The following is a 19,405-nucleotide window of genomic DNA, read 5'->3' as shown; positions in this document are numbered from 1 at the left end:
GAACCTACCGCCCGGCACCGACAATGCGCCGCGCAATTGCGAGGTAGACCTCCGTCAGGTCCGCGGGGCTCAGCGGGCCGTCCGGCCGGTACCACCCAGCGATCCCGACGCACATCGTCGTCACCGCCCTCGACGCATCTGCCGGATGCTGTAAATCGAAGTCGCCGGTTTCGATCCCGGCCACCACGATTGCGTCGAGCATCCTTTGTTGTTCGTCGCGCCTCGCGACGTAGTCGGCACGGTTGGTCGGTTCGAGGCTCCGAATCTCGGTCGAGCCGAGGAGCGCCTGGTCTCGCCGATGCATGTGGAACAGCAGCAGCGACTCCACGACAGCGTCGAACCGTTGCTGGGCGGTCGGCCCTGCCTGGTCCTGTGCCTGTTTCGACCTCTCGATCAGTTCGTCCATTGCCGCCGACATCAACCCGACGAGGATCGCTTGTTTGGAGGGGTAATGGTGGTACAGACCAGGCACCGACAATCCAGCCCTGCCTGCGATCTCGCGTACCGATGTTCCGTGGTAGCCCTGTTCGACGAAGATCGAGAGAGCCGACGCCAACGGGGCCGAAAGGTCCGGTGGCCCGTACGCCCGCCAATCGACTGGAGTGGTCACGAGGACTCGGCCTCGAACGTGACGAGGCCACCGCGCACAGTTCCGAGGATCGGAAGGGCGCGAAGGTCATGGTTGCTCTGAACGGCCGGGTGCTCGGCGAGAAGGACGAGGTCGGCTGCGTCGCCCACCTCGACCCGTCCACGACCGCCGCACGCTGCCTCCAGCGCGACCCCGATCGGTAGGGCCTGCGCCGACTGCCACGGCGGCCGCTCGTCGTCGGTTCGCCACACCGCGTCGGCGACGGCGTCGAGCGGTGCGGGCGGGCTCACAGGGGCATCCGATCCGAACAGCAATCTCACACCCTCGAGGTGCAGAGCGAGGTACGGGTACGCAATCGACGGCCGACCGCCCCAGAGTTCGTCCGCGACGTCGCGGTCGCTCATAGCGTGCTGCGGCTGGATCGACGCCGTCACACCCAACTGCGCGAAGCGCGCAACGTCCGCGGGGAGAAGTTGCTGAGCATGTTCGATTCGCCCGCCGCCGCCGACTCGCTCGAACGCGTCGAGGGCCAGCGTATTCGCCCTGTCACCGATGGCGTGGATCGCAGGGGTGATCCCACCGGCACGCGCACGTTCCATGATCTCGACGAGATCCTCGTGCGATTCGAGCAACAGTCCCGTCGAATTCCCGCCCGGATACGGATCGTGGCAGCACGCGGTTCGTGTGTTGAGTGAGCCGTCGAACATGACCTTCAACGGCCCGAGAGCGACGTGCTCGAACGCGACGTCGCCGGTACGGGCACCCAGAACCAGCTCGTGCTCCAACCACTCGCGCCATACCGCAAAGTGGACGTCGACGGCAGGCGCTGCGTGCTCGCCTCGCCGACCCCACACCGCCCTGTTGTCCGCGTACTCGAAGTCCGTTACGGAGGTGATCCCCCGTCCGGCCAGCTGGGCGGTAGCCGCGAGGGTGTCACGGTCCCCCTCGTCGGTATCGGTGAGCTTGTCGAGCGCGTTCAGCGCCTCCATGCAGTCGTGATCGCGCAGCACACCGGTCGGATGGTCGATGCCCAGTTCGGCCAGAAGCGCAGGACTGAGCCACAGAGTGTGCAGATCCATGCTGGTGATTGCCGCACGACGTCCAGGCAAGGCGTTGTGCAACACATCCTTGTGCGGGGCGTCCGGCCACAGCGCGTCTCGGAAACCCTGGGCGCGGAGTACTCCGTGCCCGTGTCGATCGTTGGAACGAGCCAGGATATCGACGAGGTCGATGGCCGAATCCGCACCCGATACGTCGATCCGTGACAGCGAGGCCGCCCACTGAGTCAGATGGACATGATTGTCGACGAACGACGGCAACAGCGCACCGCCTCTGCCGTCGAGCACGTCCCCTTCGATCGGGCGAGCCGTCGACTGGGCGGAGTCGATCTCTGCGATTCGGCCGTCCACCGTCTGGACGTCGACGGCAGCGCTGCCGGGAGTCAAGATCACGTTTCTGATCAACACACCCGGACTCTAATTCACCGGTACGTGAGAGTGTGGTGCGCGTGAGCCAAGACGAACCCGTGGGCTACCACGCCACCATCACCGTCCGCTGGTCGGACATGGATGCCTTCGCGCACATCAACCATGCGCGGATGGTCACGCTGCTCGAGGAAGCGCGGATCGAATGGCTTCTGAGCGAGGGCGAAGCAAACCAGTCGCTGATCAAGAGTGCCCTGATCGCGAACGTGAACATCTCGTACAAGAAGCCGTTACGCCACGCCGACAGTCCACTCGACATCACGCTGTGGTTCGAGCGAGTTCGATCGGTCGACTTCACCATCGGATACGAAGTCCGTGCAGCAGGCGCACCTGCCGAATCCGCTCCCGCGGTACTCGCCAAAACTCAGATGGCGATGGTGGACGTCGGCTCGGAAAGCCTGCGCCGCATCACCGCCGAGGAAAAGGAGTACCTCGCACGGTGGACACGTCACCGCGCATGAGCACGACCCTGTTCGATGTACCAGTCCACCAGCTCCGGTACGTCGACAGCGCTTCGGTCCAGAGCGCGTGACGCGTCGCGCCCCTGAAATATCTTCTTCAGCGGCACTTCGAGTTTCTTTCCCGTTCTGGTATGCGGAATCCCAGGTGCAGAGATGATCTCGTCCGGTACATGACGCGGTGACGCATGCTCTCGGATGGAGGTCTTGATTCGAGACACGAGAGCACCGTCCAATTCGGCACCCTCTGCGAGGACGACGAACAACGGCATCCAGTAGTCACCGTTCTCGGATTCGATCCCGAGGACCAGTGATTCGACGATCTCGGGCAACGACTCGACTGCCTGGTAAATGTCGGCACTGCCCATCCTGATGCCGTTGCGGTTGAGCGTCGAGTCGGAGCGGCCGTGCACCACCACGCTCCCGTGTTCGGTCCTCGTGATCCAGTCGCCATGACGCCATATCCCGGGGTACGTGTCGAAGTACGCTTCCCGGTAACGACTTCCGTCCTCGTCGTTCCAGAACCGGACCGGCATCGACGGCATCGGTTTAGTCACCACGAGTTCGCCGACCTCACCTCGGACCGGTTCACCGTTCTCGTCGAACGAATCCAGCGCGACACCGAGGAAGGGAGCAGACAGCTCTCCTGGCCACACTGCAACTGTCCGCACACCGCCGGCGAATGCCGAAACCACGTCGGTGCCGCCCGAAATCGAGAACACCGGAATGTGCTCACCTACGTTGTCCGCCAGCCAGATCGAAGACGAAGCGGGAAGAGACGACCCGGTTATCCCGATCGCTCGAAGCGCGCTCAGCTCGTGTTCCTGCGACGGATGCGAACCTGCCTTGATGCACGAGAGCACATAGCCCGGGCTCGTACCGAGAAACGTCACCTTCTCCCGCGCCGCAATCGCCCACAGGGCGTCGGGCGTCGGGAATCCGGGACTACCATCGGCGCACACGATCGTCGCGCCGACGAGAAGGCCCGCTACTTGGAAGTTCCACATCATCCAGCTGGGGCTCGTGTACCAGAAGAACGTGTCGCCGGGACCGATGTCCGACTGCAGCGCAACAGATTTGAGGTGTTCGAGGAGAACCCCTCCGTGTCCGTGCACGATTCCCTTGGGTAGCCCCGTGGTACCGGAGGAGAAGACCACCCACAGCGGATGGTCGAACGCAACTGGTGTTGCGCGCCATTCGTGTTCGCCCGCAGTGGCGTCGAGCCACGTCGTGGCATCGGCAACCTGGCCTTCCCCGACCTGAATCACCGTCGTCACCGTCGACAGTCCTGCACGCAGCGCAGTCACGTCGGCTGTCTTGTCGTGAAACTTGCCGCCGTAGCAGTAACCGTCGGCAGCGACGAGCACTTTCGGATCCAGCTGACCGAGTCTGTCGAGCGCGGCCGATGACGAGTAGTCCTGGCCGCACGCCGACCACACCGCACCGATGCTCGCAGTCGCGAGGAACGCCACCACCGCCTCTGGAATGTTCGGAAGGTAGCCGACGACGCGGTCTCCCGTCGTCACGCCGGACGCAGTGAGCGTCGCGGCCAGGGAACCGACCTGCCTGGCCAGTTCCGTCCAGCTCGTCGTTGTGGCAGTTCCGTCCTCGCGCACGTATCGGATTGCCGGGCCACCAGCCGCGACGTGCCGTCTCACCTGGTCGGCGTAGTTCAATGTTGCGCCTGGAAACCACTGTGCACCGGGCATGGTGCTCGATCCGATCGCGCCGGAAGCATCGGTGGCTGCATCGACGTCGAAGTAGTCCCACACCGCCTGCCAGAACAGGTCCAGATTGTCGACCGACCATTCCCACAGCTGGGTGTAGTCAGCGGCGACCACCCCGTGCTGTTGCTCGACGAACCGGCCGAAGTCGGTGATACGTGCGCTCTCGATATCCTGCGGCGACGGCGTCCACTGCGGTTCGGTCATGGCCTCAGTATTCCTCGAGCCCCGTGCTCACAACCGAGATGTTCGTTTACACCGCATTTTGACGTTGTGAACAGACGAAACCGTTGTACGGAGCGCGCAGACAGAATGGCACGAACGAACCAATATTGATCCACACCCCCAAGAACTACGGTTGTGAACGGACAAAACCGTTGTACGAGTCAGATGAGATCGAGCGACCGCTCACGCATCTCGACCTTGCGTACCTTTCCGGTCACGGTCATCGGAAACTCGTCGACGAGATGTACGTATCGCGGGATCTTGTAGTGCGCGAGCTTGCCTGAGCAGAAGGCCTTCAGTCCGTCCGCATCCAACGGCGGCGCACCGTCGTTGAGGCGTATCCACACCATCAGTTCCTCGCCGTACTTGGAGTCGGGAACTCCGATGACCTGTGCGTCGAGAATGTCCGGGTGGGTGTAGAGAAATTCCTCGACCTCCCTCGGGTACACGTTCTCTCCGCCGCGAATGATCATGTCCTTGATGCGGCCGGTGATCGAGACGTAACCGTCGACGTCCATGACGCCGATGTCCCCGGTGTGCATCCAGCCTTCGGCGTCGATCGCTTCGGCCGTTTTCTGCGGCTGCTCCCAGTAGCCGAGCATCACCGAGTATCCGCGTGTGCAGAGCTCCCCCGCCTCACCACGCGGCAGTGTCGAGGCGTCCGTCGGGTCGACGATCTTCACTTCCAGATGTGGCCCGACTGCCCCGACGGTCGACACTCGCTGATCGATGGTGTCGTCGCTTCGGGTCTGAAGCGAGACCGGAGACGTCTCGGTCATGCCGTAACAGATCGACACCTCCGACATACCCATCCGTTCGATGACGTGCCGCATCACCTCCGTCGGGCACGGTGAACCCGCCATTATCCCCGTTCGCAAGGTGGCCAAGTCGTACGAATCGAATTCGGCGAGAGCAAGTTCGGCGATGAACATCGTCGGGACACCGTACAGCGACGTGCACTTCTCCTGTTGCACGGCCGCCAACGTCGACGCAGGATCGAACGCCGGACCAGGGATGACGATCGCGCTGCCGTGGCTGGTGCAGGCGAGGTTGCCCATCACCATTCCGAAACAGTGATAGAACGGCACAGGAATACACACGCGGTCGACTTCGGTGTAGTGGCACAGCTCGCCCACGAAGTAGCCGTTGTTCAGAATGTTTCGATGACTGAGCGTCGCTCCCTTGGGGAATCCTGTTGTCCCCGAGGTGTACTGGATGTTGATCGGATCGTCCGCGGTCAGCTGCCGCTGCATCTCGGCAACGAGTGTCGGATTCTCCGCCAATGCCCGATGCCCCCGGTCGGTCATCAGCTCCCAGCCGAAGCTGCCGATGAACACGACCTCGCGAAGTTCCTCTGTTTCGGTCCGTGCTTCGGCGATCATGGCACCGTAATCAGCACCCTTGAAATCCGGCGCCGACAGCAACAGAGACACCCCGGCCTGCTTCAATACGAAACTCAGTTCGTGAGCTCGATACGCGGGATTGATGTTGACCAGGATCGCACCGATCTTGGCCGTTGCGTACTGAGCCAGAACCCATTCGGGGCAGTTCGGTGCCCATATTCCGACGCGATCGCCCCGCGCCACACCCTTGACGAGCAGACCTGCGGCCAACAGCTCGACGTCGGCGAGAAATTCCGAATACGTCCATCGTCGTCCCGACGGCACGTCGACGAGGGCATCGCGTCCGGCGTGCGCAGATGCAGTTCGATCGAGGTTCGCACCGATCGTGTCGTCGAGCAGCGGTGTGATCGAACTTCCCGACGAGAAGCTGAGATTCTCCATGACAACCACGATAGTGACTCCGGTCACCGAGGCTCTACCCCCGGACAGGGGTGATCATTCGATGGTCAGGACATCCGACGACTCCAGGGCGTCGGCTCGAGAGGTGTCCTTGAGCGCTACGCCGGACCTCCCGAGCTGACGTGCGCCGGAGATCAGACTCGCGACAATCTTGGCGGACTGTCGATACCCCAGACCCTCCGGCGGATGAATGTTGGAGATGCAATTTCGGTCGGCATCCGACTTTCCGGGCGCGGGTAGGTGGGTCAGGTAAATCCCGAGACTGTCCGCCACCGACAGTCCCGGTCGTTCCCCGATCAGTACGACGACGGTGCGAACCCCCATGGCTTCGGCGATGTGGTCGCCGAGAGCAACCCGCGCCTCGGTCGCAATGACCGGCGGTGCAATGGAATACGTCTCCGACAGTTCGGCGGCGAGCGCGTCCAACATAGCTGCGCCGTGATCCATCAACGCACGCGGCGACAAACCGTCGCTCAGCACGATTCCCACGTCGAAGTTGCCCTTGGTGATCGACGACAGGTCCTCCGGCAGTCGACCGAGATCGGGCCTGCGCAGATACTCTGCTCTCGATGTCGCCCTGGAGGTGACCACCGCGGGCGAACCGATGCCGACCTCTCCGACGTCCGCGGCGAAGCTCTCGACGTTCAGGGGCATGTGCACCGCATCTCGCGCTGCCGCGTGGGCGGATCGGAACTCGAGCACGCGACGAGTCGGCAGCGAATCACCGGTGCGACCCAATCCGATTCGTGCTTGGGTACTCAGTCGAAGTTCCCGCCAGAACTCGTCGTCGGGACGTTCGATCTCGCTCATCGTGCACCCGTCAATGCTCGAAGCGGCGAGCCCGCCGCGTCGACCTCGAGGATTCGGCCTGTGGAATCCGTCATTCCGAGTCGGTCGAGCCACGCTGCGAACTCCGGGGCCGGCTTCAAACCGAGCACCTGTCGTACGTAGAGCACATCGTGAAAGCTCAGAGACTGATACCCCAGCATCACGTCGTCGGCGCCTGGGACTGCGATGACGAACGCGACACCTGCCGCACCCAACAGGGTGAGCAGCGTGTCCATGTCGTCCTGGTCGGCTTCGGCGTGGTTGGTGTAGCAGACGTCGACGCCCATCGGCAGGCCGAGAAGCTTGCCGCAGAAGTGGTCTTCGAGCCCGGCCCTGATGATCTGCTTGCCGTCGTACAGGTACTCCGGCCCGATGAAACCCACGACGGTATTGACCAAGAGGGGTTCGAGATCGCGGCACACCGCATAAGCGCGGGCCTCCAGTGTCTGTTGATCGACCGGCTTACCTCCGGTACCCAGGTGCGCGCCGGCACTGAGCGCCGAGCCTTGCCCTGTCTCGAGGTACATGACGTTGTTCCCGACGGTTCCGCGATGCAGTGATCGCCCCGCCTCGTTGGCTTCGCGGAGCAACGGAACGTTCACCCCGAAACCGGAATTGGCTCCCTCGGTTCCGGCGACGGACTGGAACACCAGGTCCACCGGCACGCCTTTGGAGATCAATTCCATCGTCGTCGTGACGTGCGAGAGCACGCACGACTGAGTCGGGATCTCGAAGCGCTGTCTGATCTCGTCGAGCAGGTACAGCAGGTCCGACGTTGCGTGCGGAGAATCCGTTGCCGGATTGATGCCGATTACCGCGTCCCCTGACCCGAGCAGGAGTCCGTCCAGCGTCGCGGCGGCGATACCCCGCGGATCGTCGGTCGGGTGATTGGGTTGCAACCGAGTGCTCAGAGTCCCTGGCAGACCGACGGTCGTCCTGAATGCGGACGTCACCTCTGCTGCGCGCGCAACGGCGATCAAATCCTGGTTGCGCATGATCTTCGACACCGCCGCCACCATTTCCGGCGTCAGCCCCGCAGCGACCGACCGCAGAATCACCGCCGAATCAGGTGATGCGGCAGCGTCGAGCAGCCAATCGCGAAGACCCCCGACCGTGAGGTGCGAAATGGCGCCGAACGCAACGCGGTCGTGGGCGTCGATGATGAGCCTGGTGACCTCGTCGCTCTCGTACGGAACGAGCAGGTCGTGGAGGAAGACATCCAACGACACCTCCGACAGTGCCCACTGGGCGGCGGCCCGCTCCGCGTCGGATTCGGCGGCGCATCCGGCCAGCTCGTCACCGGACCGAAGAGGCGTGGCCTTGGCCATCAGTTCGACGAGTCCGTCGAACTGATACGTGGTGCCCGAAACCTGTTGCGTGTACATGCTCATTCGAGTTCGGCTTCTGCTTTCGCGAGGGCTGCAAACTCTTCGTCGGGTGAGTTCGCGACGAGGTGGTGACGACTGTAGATGCCGAAATACAGCATGAAGGCCGCGAACACTCCGAGGCACCACAGTGCCGCTGTGCTGTCGACGAGGAACGTCGCGATGACGGCGAGTGCCGCGATCACAAGGGCGAAACCGGTAGTGACGATGCCGCCTGGGGTGCGATAGGGCCGTTCCATCTCCGGTTCCTTGCGACGCAGCACGATGTGGCTGATCATCATCAGAACGTAACTCAGTGCTGCACCGAAAACAGCCATGTTCAGCAGCATTGCGCCCTGCCCGGTGAGCGAGAGCAGGAAGCCGATGACGCCCGGAACGATGAGCGCAAGCGTCGGCGCCTTGCGGGAGTTGGTTACAGACAGAGTCTTCGGTAGATATCCCGCGCGAGAGAGCGCGAACAACTGTCTGGAGTACGCGTACATGATCGAGAAGAAGCTGGCGATCAGACCCGCCAGCCCGATGTAGTTGACCACCTTCGCCGCGGTCCCGTCACCGAGTGCTTCGACCAAGGGATTGCCCGAGGACTGCATGGCGTCGGCCCCACCCGCGCCCGTCACGAGGAACAGAACGCCCGCGCCGGTCATCAGCAGCACGATCATGGCTGCGATGATGCCGCGCGGAACGTTCTTGGTCGGATCCTTGGCTTCCTCGGCGGCGAGCGGAACGCCTTCGATCGCGAGGAAGAACCAGATCGCGAACGGGACCGCTGCCCAAATTCCGAGGTATCCGAACGGGAGGAAGCTCGACGCACCGGCGGCGTCCGTCGGGGCGATGTCCGTGAGGTTCGCGGAATCGAACTGGCCGAGCGCGGACAACGCGAAGATCACCAGTCCCACGAGTGCGATCGCGGTGATGACGAACATGATCTTGAGGGCCTCGCCTGCGCCTGCCAGGTGGATACCGATGAAGATCGCGTACACCGCGAGATACACCCACCAACCGTCGGTGATTCCGAAGAGTCCGAGCGACTCGACGTACGCGCCGATGAATGTGGCGATGGCTGCCGGGGCGATGGCGTACTCGATCAGAATGGCCGTGCCGGTGGCGAACCCGCCCCACGGACCGAGGGCTCTGCGAGCGAACGTGTAACCGCCGCCTGCGGCAGGCAAGGCCGACGACATCTCGGCCATCCCCAGAACCATCGCCAAGTACATTCCTGCAATCAGAATGCCTGCAATGAGCAGCCCACCGAAGCCGCCTTGCTCGAGCCCGAAGTTCCAGCCCGAGTAGTCACCGGAGATGACGTAGCTGACGCCAAGGCCCGCGAGAAGGACCCAGCCCGCGGTGCCCTTCTTCAGCTGACGCTTGGCCAGATAGTCACTGCCCTCGACGTGGGATTCGGTCCCGTCGTGATGCGTGCCAGTTGGTTCTTTGACGGACATGGCCTTGCCTCTCTCGAAGCGATGAGTTCTTTTCGCGTGGGGGGGTCGAACTGAATCGAATCAAGATATGCCCACGGTGTAAGCATCGAGTCATCGCAATATGACGAGAGAATTACATCGCTCAGTCGGCCACGGGGCCGATGTCTCCCTCGTCGGGTTCTGCGACTGTCAACACTGCGTCCACCACAGCCTTGTTGGTTTCGAGCTCACGCTCCAGCCGCCGGAGCGTGTGCGCGATCGAGGACTCGACCGAGTCACCGACAAGGTCGACGCTCGCAACCAGAAGAATCTGCTTCGGGCCAACGAATTCGATCCGAACGAATCGAACGGATGCCACCTCGGGAAGCTGTTCGATTCGTTGTACAACTGCGTTCCATAATGCGCGCGAACCAGGTTCGCCGGTGAGGAATCGGCGATTTCGATCGATGAGGACGAACGCCACTATCGCGAGCAGGATGCCTACGAGTATGGATCCGGCTGCGTCCCACGCACTCGACCCAGTGAGTTGGTGCAGTCCGATTCCGCCTGCGGCGAGGAGGATTCCGATCAGAGCCGCGCTGTCCTCGGCGAACACCGCGCGCAGGGTGGGATCCGATGTCTCCAACGCGTAGTCGAGAAAGTCCTTCTCGTATTCCGCTGCCTCTCCGCGTATCTGGCGAACCGATTGCAGAAATGAAATGCCCTCGAGGACGAATGCAAGAGCAAGCACGATGTACGCGACGGTGTAGTTTTCGCTCCCCGATTCGCCTGCGAGCAATGAGGTGATGCCGTGCCATATCGACACCGCCGCTCCCGCGACGAACAGCCCGACAGCGGCAAGCGTCGACCAGAAGTACGTTTCCCGGCCGTATCCGAGGGGCCGTTGCTCGTCGGGTCCGCGGGAGCCGCGCTTGTTGGCGACGAGAAGGAAAATCTCGTTACCGGTGTCGGCCCAGGAATGCGACGCCTCGGCCACCATCGACGCCGAACCGGTCAAGATGGCTGCCACCGTTTTCGCAATGGCGACGCCCAGGTTGGCAGCGAATGCGATGACGACGGTACGAAGGCTTTCGCTACCCGTACCGCCATCGTTCGTGCTGGAGGATTTCACGTTTCGGCTTTAGGCGCCTCCGGCGCCTAACCCTGAAGCATTCCTGGAACCGGGCAGGCGTCGACGGCCTCGGCGACGACAATGACATCGCCCGGAACCGGCGGCCTCCGCCCCTCTTCCCAGTCGACGCCGACGAAGGGGGTGACCTCCTTCAGGATGTCGTACTCCTCCTGAGTGAAGGCACGTCCTCGGCTCAGGAAACGAAGCCCCTCCGGAGTTTCGAGCGAAAAGCCCGATCCCCGGCCCGGGACGACGTCGAGCACCATTTGCGTGTGCTTCCACGCCTCGAACTGCGAACCCGAAATCCAGACCGGTACGGCGTCGGTTCCCTCGGGGAGGTCGGTCGGAACATCACCGACCCCGAGCCTCAGGTCGAGCAGTCCGAGCAGTACATCCCGGTCTCCGACGATGAATTCGTTTGCGGGATAACACATCGGTGACGACCCGTCGCAGCAGCCGCCGGACTGATGCATCATCAGTGCGCCGTGGATACCGCCGAGGCGACGGAGGAGCTCCATCGCCCCGGCGGTGGTTCTGAGACGCGCTGGTACTCGCGCGTCCTGCATCAGAAGAAGCCCTGGGCCTTCTGGGCGTAGCTGACCAGTAGGTTTTTCGTCTGCTGGTAGTGATCGAGCATCATCTTGTGATTCTCGCGGCCGATGCCGGACTGCTTGTATCCACCGAATGCAGCGTGCGCCGGGTACTGGTGGTAGGTGTTGGTCCACACACGACCGGCCTTGATGTCGCGGCCTGCGCGGTATGCGACGCCACCGTCGCGCGACCAGACACCTGCGCCGAGTCCGTAGAGGGTGTCGTTGGCGATGGAGATGGCCTCGTCGTAGTCCTTGAAGGACGTCACCGACACGACCGGTCCGAAGATCTCCTCTTGGAAGATTCGCATGTTGTTCTTGCCGGTGAAGATGGTCGGCTGGACGTAGTAGCCGCCGTTGAGATCTCCGCCGAGCTGAGCACGCTCACCTCCGGTGACGACCTGAGCGCCTTCACCCTTGCCGATCTCGATATAGGACAGGATCTTCTCGAGCTGGTCGTTGGACGCCTGCGCACCGATCATGGTCTCGGTGTCGAGCGGATCGCCCTGACGGACTGCCTTGGTACGGATAGCGGCGAGCGCGAGGAACTCGTCGTAGATGTCGGCTTGGATGAGCGAGCGCGACGGGCAGGTGCAGACCTCGCCCTGGTTGAGCGCGAACATCGTGAAGCCTTCGAGCGCCTTGTCCTGGTAATCGTCGTTCGACGAGAGGACGTCGGAGAAGAACACATTGGGGCTCTTGCCGCCCAGTTCCAGCGTGACCGGAATGAGGTTCTGCGACGCGTACTGCATGATCAGGCGTCCGGTGGTGGTCTCACCGGTGAACGCGATCTTGGCGATGCGCGGGCTCGACGCCAGCGGCTTGCCTGCTTCGGTGCCGAATCCGTTGACGATGTTGAGCACGCCCGGCGGGAGCAGATCGCCGATGATCGAGATCAAGTGCAGGATCGACGCCGGGGTCTGCTCGGCCGGCTTGAGGACGACGGCGTTGCCTGCGGCCAATGCGGGAGCGAGCTTCCACACGGCCATGAGGATCGGGAAGTTCCAGGGAATGATCTGGCCGACGACGCCGAGAGGCTCGTGGAAGTGGTACGCGACGGTGTCCTCGTCGATCTCCGACAGCGAACCCTCCTGTGCGCGAATGCATCCGGCGAAGTACCGGAAGTGATCCACGGCCAACGGGATGTCCGCGTTGAGGGTCTCGCGAATCGGCTTGCCGTTGTCCCAGGACTCGGCAAGTGCAATCGATTCGAGGTTCTCGGCGATGCGGTCGGCGATCTTGTTGAGAATCACGGCGCGCTCTGCCGCGGAGGTCTTGCCCCAGGCAGGTGCGGCTGCATGAGCAGCGTCGAGTGCGAGCTCGATGTCCTCGGACGTGGACCGGGCGACCTCGGTGAAGTTCTCACCCGTGACGGGCGTCGGGTTCTCGAAGTACTGTCCCTTGACTGGCGGTACCCATTCGCCACCGATCCAGTTGTCGTAACGCGGCTGGAAAGACATGACAGCGTCGGCGGTACCGGGGCGGGCGTAGACGGACATCTAGTGGCTCCTTCTGATCAACAGAACTGATGTGATTCAGAACACTAGGGTGCGCAACGTTGCAACTACGTTGCTGCACTGCATGCCAAAAACTTCGGTCAGACGCCCAACTGACGATCGAGGAGGTTGATACGCGCGTTGACCTGGCCGTACAGAGCAGAGTCGCGGCTCAGGGTCGCTCGGTACGCCTCCCACGCAATGACGTCGGTGCGTCCATGGATCGACGAAGTCCACTGGGCCAGCAACACGGGATCCCCGGCGCGTAGTAATGCTGCCTGCACGCGCGAGCGCAATTCCTCACGAATATCTTCGATCCCAGGCGCTGCGGATCCAGGCAACACCGGACCGGTGTAGATCCGCAGTGCGGCGTCGATATCGCCGCGGTCCAGCGCCCGACGAATATCGCCGACATCGGAGCCGAGCTCTCCCACCAACCGATACGGCCGCGACGCCAGTCCGGCCGCCCCGAAGGTTTTTCGCAGACGCGACATCTCAGCACGGATGGTGACGGAGTCGAGTTCGTGCTCGTCGAGCAGGACCGCCAAATGGTCCGAACTGAGGCCTTCCGGATGATCGGCGAGCAGCAGAAGAATTTCCGCGTGCCTCTGCGACAGCGGCAGCCGTCCACTGCTTCGCACGAGTCCCGGCCTACCGGAGCCGAGCACCTCCAGACGAGGAGACGTGTCTCCCAATGACTTCGGTGAGTTCAACAGGTGCAGTCGCAGCTCCGACTCCGCGGCTGCGACGGTGGCTCGAATGAGCGACAGCACTTCGGGAACTGCAACGCGTGGACCACCGGTGATGTCGATGGCCCCCAGAATCTGACCGCTCGTGGGGTGATGAACCGGGGCGGCGGAACAGCTCCATTCGTGTACGGACCTGCTGAAGTGCTCGGCTGCGAAAATCTGAACGCAATGATCGACGGCCAGCGCTGTTCCCGGCGCGTTCGTTCCCTTGCTCTCTTCGCTCCAGTCGACGCCTTCGGCGAAGTTCATCGACTGGGCTCGGTCCTTTGCCGCCGAATCCCCCTCGACCCACAACAACCGGCCTTCCGCGTCGGAGATGGCGACGAGCAGACCCGTGTCGGCGGCGTCCTCGACGAGCAACTTGCGTATGACCGGGCGGATGATCGACATCGGATGGTCGTTGCGGTACCGGTCGAGTTCGGCACCGGACAGCACCAGAGACTCGTCCCCGCCGTCCGGGTTCACGCCTTTCGTTTTGCTACGCAACCAGGAATCGAGTACGACGGAGCGCACGTTGGTGGACGACGGTCCGTTGTCGACGAACAGTTGATGCGCGGTGGTCATTCGACGAGCTAGAACGTCGATGTCCTCACCAGGGCGAACGGCTACCCACGGGTTGCCCTGCCCTGGCAATCTCACAGTCATCACACAGTTACCTCTTCTGGCGTGGTCGCACCACTGTAACCCAGCTCACACACGCAGAATACAGGCCCTCCGAGCCTCGGGGGCGCTTCCCGAGGCCAGAGGGGTCTGCGAAGTCAGCGCTTCTTGACCGTAGCGGAAATGTCGATGCTTGTGTCGCCCGAGGCCTTCGTCTTCTTGTCCGCTCGCTTCTCCTTCAACGACTTTCCGGACTTCTTGGTCATGGAGTTGCGCGGAGATTTGTCAGACATCGGGTTTGCCCCATTCTCTGCGAACCGAGAATGGTCCACAGACCACGAACCTACGCCACCGTGCCTCGCACGAGGTCCGATGCGCGTTCGGCCAGCATGATCGCGGTCGCGTGCGGCCCCCTGGTGGGCACTACCGGGAATGCCGAGGTGTCCACGACACGCAGCCCGTCGATTCCGCGAACTCGACACTCGTCGTCGAGAACGGAATTGCCTTGACCCATCGCGCAACTGCCCGACAGGTGAAGGGAGGTTCCGAGCCTACCCAGCAGCGGGTCCCCCGAGCCGGGAGCGATCGGCACGACGCCTCCCAGCATGTCGCCGACGAGATCGACCCCACCTGCCAGCGCAGCCCGGTCGGACGCCGCTTCGAGGTACCGATACCGCACGATCGGCGCATCAGCCGGGTCGTTCGATCGCAGCGACAGAGAGCCGCGACTCTCGGGTTTCATCAGTCCGACCCCGATCATCGGATCGCCGATCGGATGAAACGGGATCATGCGATCGAACGCTGCTGAGTACGGTCGGATTTCGAGGTCGTCGACGTGCAGCACGGCCTCCAGCAGCGAAGCCGGTCGACCCGTATCCGGAAAGCTATAGTAGACACCGACTTCCGGATGGTCGCTGATTTCACGACCAACTCGTGGGTGATCGAGAACGACCGAGATCCCATGCAGCCGTAGCTCTTCCGAAGGACCGACGCCGGAAAGCATCAGAAGCTGGGGCGTCCGTACGGCACCGCTGCACAGAATCACAGTGTTCGCCGCCACCCGCTCGACACCTCCCCGGCGCGCAACGAGGACGCCGGTGGCCCTCGTACCGTCGAACGTCACCGACAGCACCGTCGACCGATCCTCGACTGTCAGGTTCGGCCGAGAAAGCGCCGGAAGAAGGTACGCGAGAGCAGAATTCGTACGTATGTCGCCAATCACGTTGCGCGGCACGGCGCCGACGCCTCCGACCGAGTCCGGCGCGTTCTTGTCGTCGTCGGCGGCGAACCCTGCTCGCCGCGCAGCGTCGACGAACATGTCGGTGATAGGTGCACGCGCACCGGCGGCTACTCGCGAGACAGGCATCGGTCCGGCGTCTCCGTGCGCCGATCCCGTGAAATCGACGTCGGACTCGAGGCGACGAAAGTACGGAAGAACATCGGCGAACGACCACGACGCCGGCCAGGCGTCGAAGTCCGATGGTCGGGCCCGGATGAAATACCCACCGTTGACCGCGCCGGATCCGCCGAGAACGCGGCCTCGGGCGATGACCCGAGGAGTCGACGGCGTCAGTTCGGCGGGGTAGGTGTCGACCCATGGACTGCTCGGACCGACCGGAAGCAGGCGTGAATCCGTCACTTCCGACGGGACGTCACCGAGGGAGGCAAACCCTGGCCCGGACTCGAGCAGGAGGACCTCGAGCGAGGGATCCTCGCTGAGTCTCGCGGCCATGACGCAGCCGCACGAGCCTCCACCGACGACGAGAGCATCGACGTGGCGAACTCGGCTCATGTGTCCAATCGTGGCAGCAGTGCCGCGGCGCTACGCGAATGGACCGCTCCCCGCCACAGACCGGCCCCGTAGGCGACGTCGTCGATTCGCTTGAAGACCGAGTACCGCACGGGGTCGAGACCGCCGAGCTCACGGTGCTTGTACCAGTCCGACATAGCCTCTGCCACAGCCAATCCCAGTGCAATTCTTCGGATTCTGGCGGACAGCACCACCGCCAGCAGTGTTATCGGCCAATAGTGTCGGAACAGCGCCGACGTCAGCTGCCAGAGTCCACCGACGAATCCTTCGGTGGCAAGGATCGCCGCGATTCGCGTGGGTTGATCGAGACCGACGAACATCTTTCGGAGTCGGCCGATTGTGACGCCCAGGGTCAGTAACGCCCCGAGAAGCCCGAACCTGGTGAAACTTGCCGCGAACAAGCAGGCGACCAGCGTCCACGGCGACATCGAGATCGGTGGCACCATTCCTGGATGCCGCTCGGCGAGCGGACTGGCCCCGGTGCCGTAGAACATTTTGCGGCCGAACCATCGGCCGAAGGTCACCCGGTGTTCGTGGGCGACGTTTGCGACTGGCTCGTACCTCAGCCGCCACCCCGCTTCCTGCAACCTCCAGCAGAGATCGACATCCTCGGCGACGTGCATCGATTCGTCGAATCCCCCGCATTCCTCGGCGACCTGCCGACGGATCAGCATGGCAGCGCTCGGCACGTAGGACACCGAACTTCCCGCGCGTACGGCCGCTTCTTTCCGTCCCAGGTCCAATGACGATCGAGCGTGCTCGTACCGTGCGAGCGCGTTGCCCTCGGGTTCGAGCGCAACGATTCGCGGAGCGACCAGTGCGACCGCGGGGTCGGAGAAGTGACCGAGCATGACTTCGAGCCATCCCTTGCGCGGTACGACATCGGAGTCGAGAAATGCGACGAAATCCGTGGTTGCACTGCGTAATCCCGTGTTGCGAGCGGCAGCGGGACCTCGGGAGACCTCATGCCTGAGCACCGTCACCCCACCCACGCTCCACGTCAGGTGCGGCGGCGTGACGGGATCGTCCGAACCGTCGTCGACAACAATGACGTTGAGACCGTGCAGGGCTGGAAGTAGTCGACTCAGCCCTGCCTCGTTGTTCTTCGACGGCACGACGACGGTGACATCTCTGGGCGACGGGATCGACATCGGTCGCGGGTTCGCAACACCCGAGTCGAGCAGTTTTCGTGCCACGAGTGCGGACTGCGAATCGGTGACCTCGAGGAAGCCGTCGCCGATCATGGCCGCAGCCGTGGGGGCAAGCTTGAGCATCCTGGTCGGAGATCCCCCGATCAGCACACGTCCGTCCGAGTATCTGCGTACACGAGGATCGACGCGCACCCCGAATCCATCAGGCAATCGACCTTGACCCATCAGGTGATCGTAAGCGGACAAAGCGGCGAAGTGGTATCGACCGCCATAGAAATCAGGGAACATACCGTCGGTCTTTTTCGGCGGCTGAAACCGTACCGCGCGATCACGTCAACATTCCCCGTTGCGACGGCATCCATCGGTCGAGCGCGGCGGCGCTGCGCTCGGTCATCTCGGCCATGATGTCTCTGCCCTCCGTCGCCGACGAACGTCGCGGGTCGCCGAGAACACCGTTCGGGGCCACCGCGCGCACCCCGCCCTCCCGTAGGCGCGGAAGTAGGTCTGCGATGTCGTCGGTGTTGCCCACCTCGGCCCGCGAGATGTCGACCATTTCAGGCGAAAGCCAGAGCAGGAGTGAAGTTTCGGTGCGTCCCGCATGCGCGTCGGCGCCCGGCACCGCACAGGGAATCCATGCGACATCACGGCCCTCGTAGCGCAGCAGCTCGACGGCGCCGATCAACGTAGCAACGTTGCCACCGTGGCCGTTGACGAACACCACCCGGTTCGCCCACCGGCACGCGGACCGGCCGTATTCGACGAGCACCGACCGCAAGGCGTTCGACCCGATCGAGATGGTTCCGGGGAAGCCCTCGTGCTCGCCGCTCGCCCCGTACGCGATCGACGGTGCGACGACGACCCCCGGCAAACGCTGAGCAAGAGCCTCGGCCACACGCGTATCGGTGTCGAGAGGAAGGTGCGGGCCGTGTTGTTCGAACGCACCCACAGGAACGGCGAGCGTGACCCCCGGGTCGACCTCGGGCCAGCCGGCCTGACCGAGTCGTTCGAAGGCAGGTTGCAGATCGTCGTGGGGTGGCACAAGGGCCGATGCTAGCGCGGACGAACCCAGGCTCCTTCTTGGACGTTCTTTCACACGGCGGAAACAATGGAACGCTAGATTGCCCGCCATGCGGTGAGAAGGTTTTCGTACGAGAGAAGGAGCATCATGCCCCCACGTCGCCGGTCGGTGCTTCTGTCGCAGTTGCGCATCGTCGAGCCCGGAGGCAGACAGTCGACCATCCTCGACGAGCTTCGGCGCGTCATTCTTTCCGGCGACGCCCCGCCCAACACCGCTATTCCTCTCAATGAAGTCGCGGAGATATTCGGCGTCAGCAGAATTCCCGTGCGCGAATCGTTGAAGACGTTGATCGGTGAAAGATTGGTCGATCATCGTCCCAATCTCGGATACACGGTGGCGCAATTGACTTCCGCCGAATTGCGCGAGATGTACATTGTGCGCGAAGTGCTGGAGTCCGCGGCATTGTCGACCGCAGCACTGTCGGCCACCGACAGTGATCGAGAAGTGGCAATAGAAGCCAGTCGCGTTCTGGAACAGAGTATTACCGTCGACGATCCCCGTGAGTACCACCGCAGAAGTCGCGAGTTCCACATGGCCCTGACTCGACCGTCACGAATGAAAAGATTGCTGCATATGCTGGAATCAGCGTGGAACATCACCGAGCCCGTGCAGCCGATGGTGCACGTTGCGGGCGCGGACCGCGCATCCCTGCATTCCGATCATGCGGCCATGCTCGACGCTTTTCTCGAACGGGATTCCGCCAAACTTCTGGAGATCGCACAATTCCACTCAGGACGTCTCAATGCGGTCATTTCGTCCATCACGAGCGACTCCGGACTGCTTGCCGATCCACACTCCGAGTGAGTGAAGAAAGATATATTCCTGCCGTCACGTGAGTGCAACACTTCGTCGATACCTTGTGATTCGCCGGTCCTCGCCACACCAACGGCAACGACCGATCCAC

The 19,405-nt window shown here is 62.9% G+C and carries 17 protein-coding genes; 2 read left to right on the top strand and 15 right to left on the bottom strand.

All coding sequences use genetic code 11. The annotated features are described in order from the left end of the window. Positions 1-4: 4 nt before the first annotated feature. Both D8W71_RS12715 and D8W71_RS12710 read right to left on the bottom strand, forming a co-directional pair. Positions 5-610, bottom strand: a complete 606-nt coding sequence (locus D8W71_RS12715) for a TetR/AcrR family transcriptional regulator (protein ID WP_121113987.1) — start codon at positions 608-610, stop codon at positions 5-7. Next, the gene (locus D8W71_RS12710) at positions 607-2,055 is read right to left on the bottom strand and encodes an amidohydrolase (protein WP_121113986.1); all 1,449 of its coding nucleotides are present in this window, start codon (positions 2,053-2,055) and stop codon (positions 607-609) included. Before D8W71_RS12710 ends, D8W71_RS12715 begins: the two co-directional genes overlap by 4 nt. Before the next feature lie 41 nt (positions 2,056-2,096). Here D8W71_RS12710 and D8W71_RS12705 point away from each other — a divergent pair, with 41 nt between their 5' ends. Continuing rightward, positions 2,097-2,534: an acyl-CoA thioesterase gene (locus D8W71_RS12705; protein WP_121119077.1), complete on the top strand. Its 438-nt coding sequence runs from the start codon at positions 2,097-2,099 to the stop codon at positions 2,532-2,534. Here the strand turns inward: D8W71_RS12705 and D8W71_RS12700 are convergent. From D8W71_RS12700 to mftE, 13 genes are all read right to left on the bottom strand, one after another. Then, a complete protein-coding gene (locus D8W71_RS12700; RefSeq protein WP_121113985.1) occupies positions 2,522-4,462 on the bottom strand; it encodes an acetoacetate--CoA ligase in 1,941 nt (646 codons plus the stop codon). The two genes, D8W71_RS12705 and D8W71_RS12700, sit on opposite strands and share 13 nt — an antisense overlap. 179 nt (positions 4,463-4,641) lie before the next feature. Further along, a complete protein-coding gene (locus D8W71_RS12695) occupies positions 4,642-6,264 on the bottom strand; it encodes an AMP-binding protein (protein WP_201265338.1) in 1,623 nt (540 codons plus the stop codon). A 54-nt stretch (positions 6,265-6,318) separates the two neighbouring features. Further along, positions 6,319-7,092 carry an ethanolamine ammonia-lyase subunit EutC gene (gene eutC, locus D8W71_RS12690; protein WP_121113983.1) on the bottom strand — a complete coding sequence of 258 codons (774 nt, stop codon included), beginning with the start codon at positions 7,090-7,092 and terminating at the stop codon, positions 6,319-6,321. Next, positions 7,089-8,501 (bottom strand): ethanolamine ammonia-lyase subunit EutB, encoded by a 1,413-nt coding sequence (locus D8W71_RS12685; protein ID WP_121113982.1) that lies wholly within the window; start codon positions 8,499-8,501, stop codon positions 7,089-7,091. Before D8W71_RS12685 ends, eutC begins: the two co-directional genes overlap by 4 nt. Next, entirely contained in the window at positions 8,498-9,937 is a 1,440-nt protein-coding gene (gene eat / locus D8W71_RS12680) for an ethanolamine permease (protein ID WP_121113981.1), read from the bottom strand. Before eat ends, D8W71_RS12685 begins: the two co-directional genes overlap by 4 nt. 121 nt (positions 9,938-10,058) lie before the next feature. Beyond that, a complete protein-coding gene (locus tag D8W71_RS12675) occupies positions 10,059-11,027 on the bottom strand; it encodes a cation diffusion facilitator family transporter (protein WP_121113979.1) in 969 nt (322 codons plus the stop codon). 26 nt (positions 11,028-11,053) lie between these two features. Then, positions 11,054-11,593: a DUF779 domain-containing protein gene (locus D8W71_RS12670; RefSeq protein ID WP_201265337.1), complete on the bottom strand. Its 540-nt coding sequence runs from the start codon at positions 11,591-11,593 to the stop codon at positions 11,054-11,056. Next, on the bottom strand, positions 11,593-13,116 hold the full coding sequence (adh, locus tag D8W71_RS12665) for an aldehyde dehydrogenase (protein WP_121113977.1): 1,524 nt from the start codon (positions 13,114-13,116) through the stop codon (positions 11,593-11,595). The genes D8W71_RS12670 and adh overlap by 1 nt, the downstream gene beginning before the upstream one ends. A gap of 98 nt (positions 13,117-13,214) precedes the next feature. Further along, positions 13,215-14,507: a helix-turn-helix domain-containing protein gene (locus tag D8W71_RS12660; protein WP_121113975.1), complete on the bottom strand. Its 1,293-nt coding sequence runs from the start codon at positions 14,505-14,507 to the stop codon at positions 13,215-13,217. Between the two features lie 113 nt (positions 14,508-14,620). Next, positions 14,621-14,755, bottom strand: coding sequence for a hypothetical protein (locus D8W71_RS28180; protein WP_268959862.1), 135 nt, complete (start codon positions 14,753-14,755; stop codon positions 14,621-14,623). Between the two features lie 50 nt (positions 14,756-14,805). Then, on the bottom strand, positions 14,806-16,254 hold the full coding sequence (gene mftG / locus D8W71_RS12655) for a mycofactocin dehydrogenase MftG (protein ID WP_121113973.1): 1,449 nt from the start codon (positions 16,252-16,254) through the stop codon (positions 14,806-14,808). Continuing rightward, the gene (gene mftF, locus D8W71_RS12650) at positions 16,251-17,648 is read right to left on the bottom strand and encodes a mycofactocin biosynthesis glycosyltransferase MftF (protein ID WP_201265336.1); all 1,398 of its coding nucleotides are present in this window, start codon (positions 17,646-17,648) and stop codon (positions 16,251-16,253) included. Before mftF ends, mftG begins: the two co-directional genes overlap by 4 nt. Positions 17,649-17,751: 103 nt before the next feature. Beyond that, positions 17,752-18,462 (bottom strand): mycofactocin biosynthesis peptidyl-dipeptidase MftE, encoded by a 711-nt coding sequence (gene mftE, locus D8W71_RS12645; protein WP_442972030.1) that lies wholly within the window; start codon positions 18,460-18,462, stop codon positions 17,752-17,754. Positions 18,463-18,588: 126 nt separating this feature from the next. Here mftE and D8W71_RS12640 point away from each other — a divergent pair, with 126 nt between their 5' ends. After that, on the top strand, positions 18,589-19,305 hold the full coding sequence (locus tag D8W71_RS12640; RefSeq protein ID WP_121113966.1) for a GntR family transcriptional regulator: 717 nt from the start codon (positions 18,589-18,591) through the stop codon (positions 19,303-19,305). Positions 19,306-19,405: the final 100 nt, after the last annotated feature.

This window comes from Rhodococcus sp. P1Y (assembly GCF_003641205.1).
Classification (GTDB): Bacteria; Actinomycetota; Actinomycetes; order Mycobacteriales; family Mycobacteriaceae; genus Rhodococcoides.
Note: the sequence above shows the minus strand (reverse complement) of the source record. Positions and strands in the feature narration are given on the sequence as shown.

What these genes read in the sequence shown, in the direction of transcription:
- D8W71_RS12685 (WP_121113982.1), bottom strand. Translation starts at nt 8,501, where the DNA reads ATGAGCATGTACACGCAACAGGTTTCGGGCACCACGTATCAGTTCGAC.
- D8W71_RS12660 (WP_121113975.1), bottom strand. Translation starts at nt 14,507, where the DNA reads ATGACTGTGAGATTGCCAGGGCAGGGCAACCCGTGGGTAGCCGTTCGC.
- D8W71_RS12700 (WP_121113985.1), bottom strand. Translation starts at nt 4,462, where the DNA reads ATGACCGAACCGCAGTGGACGCCGTCGCCGCAGGATATCGAGAGCGCA.
- D8W71_RS12640 (WP_121113966.1), top strand. Translation starts at nt 18,589, where the DNA reads ATGCCCCCACGTCGCCGGTCGGTGCTTCTGTCGCAGTTGCGCATCGTC.
- D8W71_RS28180 (WP_268959862.1), bottom strand. Translation starts at nt 14,755, where the DNA reads ATGTCTGACAAATCTCCGCGCAACTCCATGACCAAGAAGTCCGGAAAG.
- mftF (WP_201265336.1), bottom strand. Translation starts at nt 17,648, where the DNA reads ATGGGTCAAGGTCGATTGCCTGATGGATTCGGGGTGCGCGTCGATCCT.
- adh (WP_121113977.1), bottom strand. Translation starts at nt 13,116, where the DNA reads ATGTCCGTCTACGCCCGCCCCGGTACCGCCGACGCTGTCATGTCTTTC.
- D8W71_RS12670 (WP_201265337.1), bottom strand. Translation starts at nt 11,593, where the DNA reads ATGCAGGACGCGCGAGTACCAGCGCGTCTCAGAACCACCGCCGGGGCG.
- eat (WP_121113981.1), bottom strand. Translation starts at nt 9,937, where the DNA reads ATGTCCGTCAAAGAACCAACTGGCACGCATCACGACGGGACCGAATCC.
- D8W71_RS12695 (WP_201265338.1), bottom strand. Translation starts at nt 6,264, where the DNA reads ATGGAGAATCTCAGCTTCTCGTCGGGAAGTTCGATCACACCGCTGCTC.
- eutC (WP_121113983.1), bottom strand. Translation starts at nt 7,092, where the DNA reads ATGAGCGAGATCGAACGTCCCGACGACGAGTTCTGGCGGGAACTTCGA.
- mftG (WP_121113973.1), bottom strand. Translation starts at nt 16,254, where the DNA reads ATGAGCCGAGTTCGCCACGTCGATGCTCTCGTCGTCGGTGGAGGCTCG.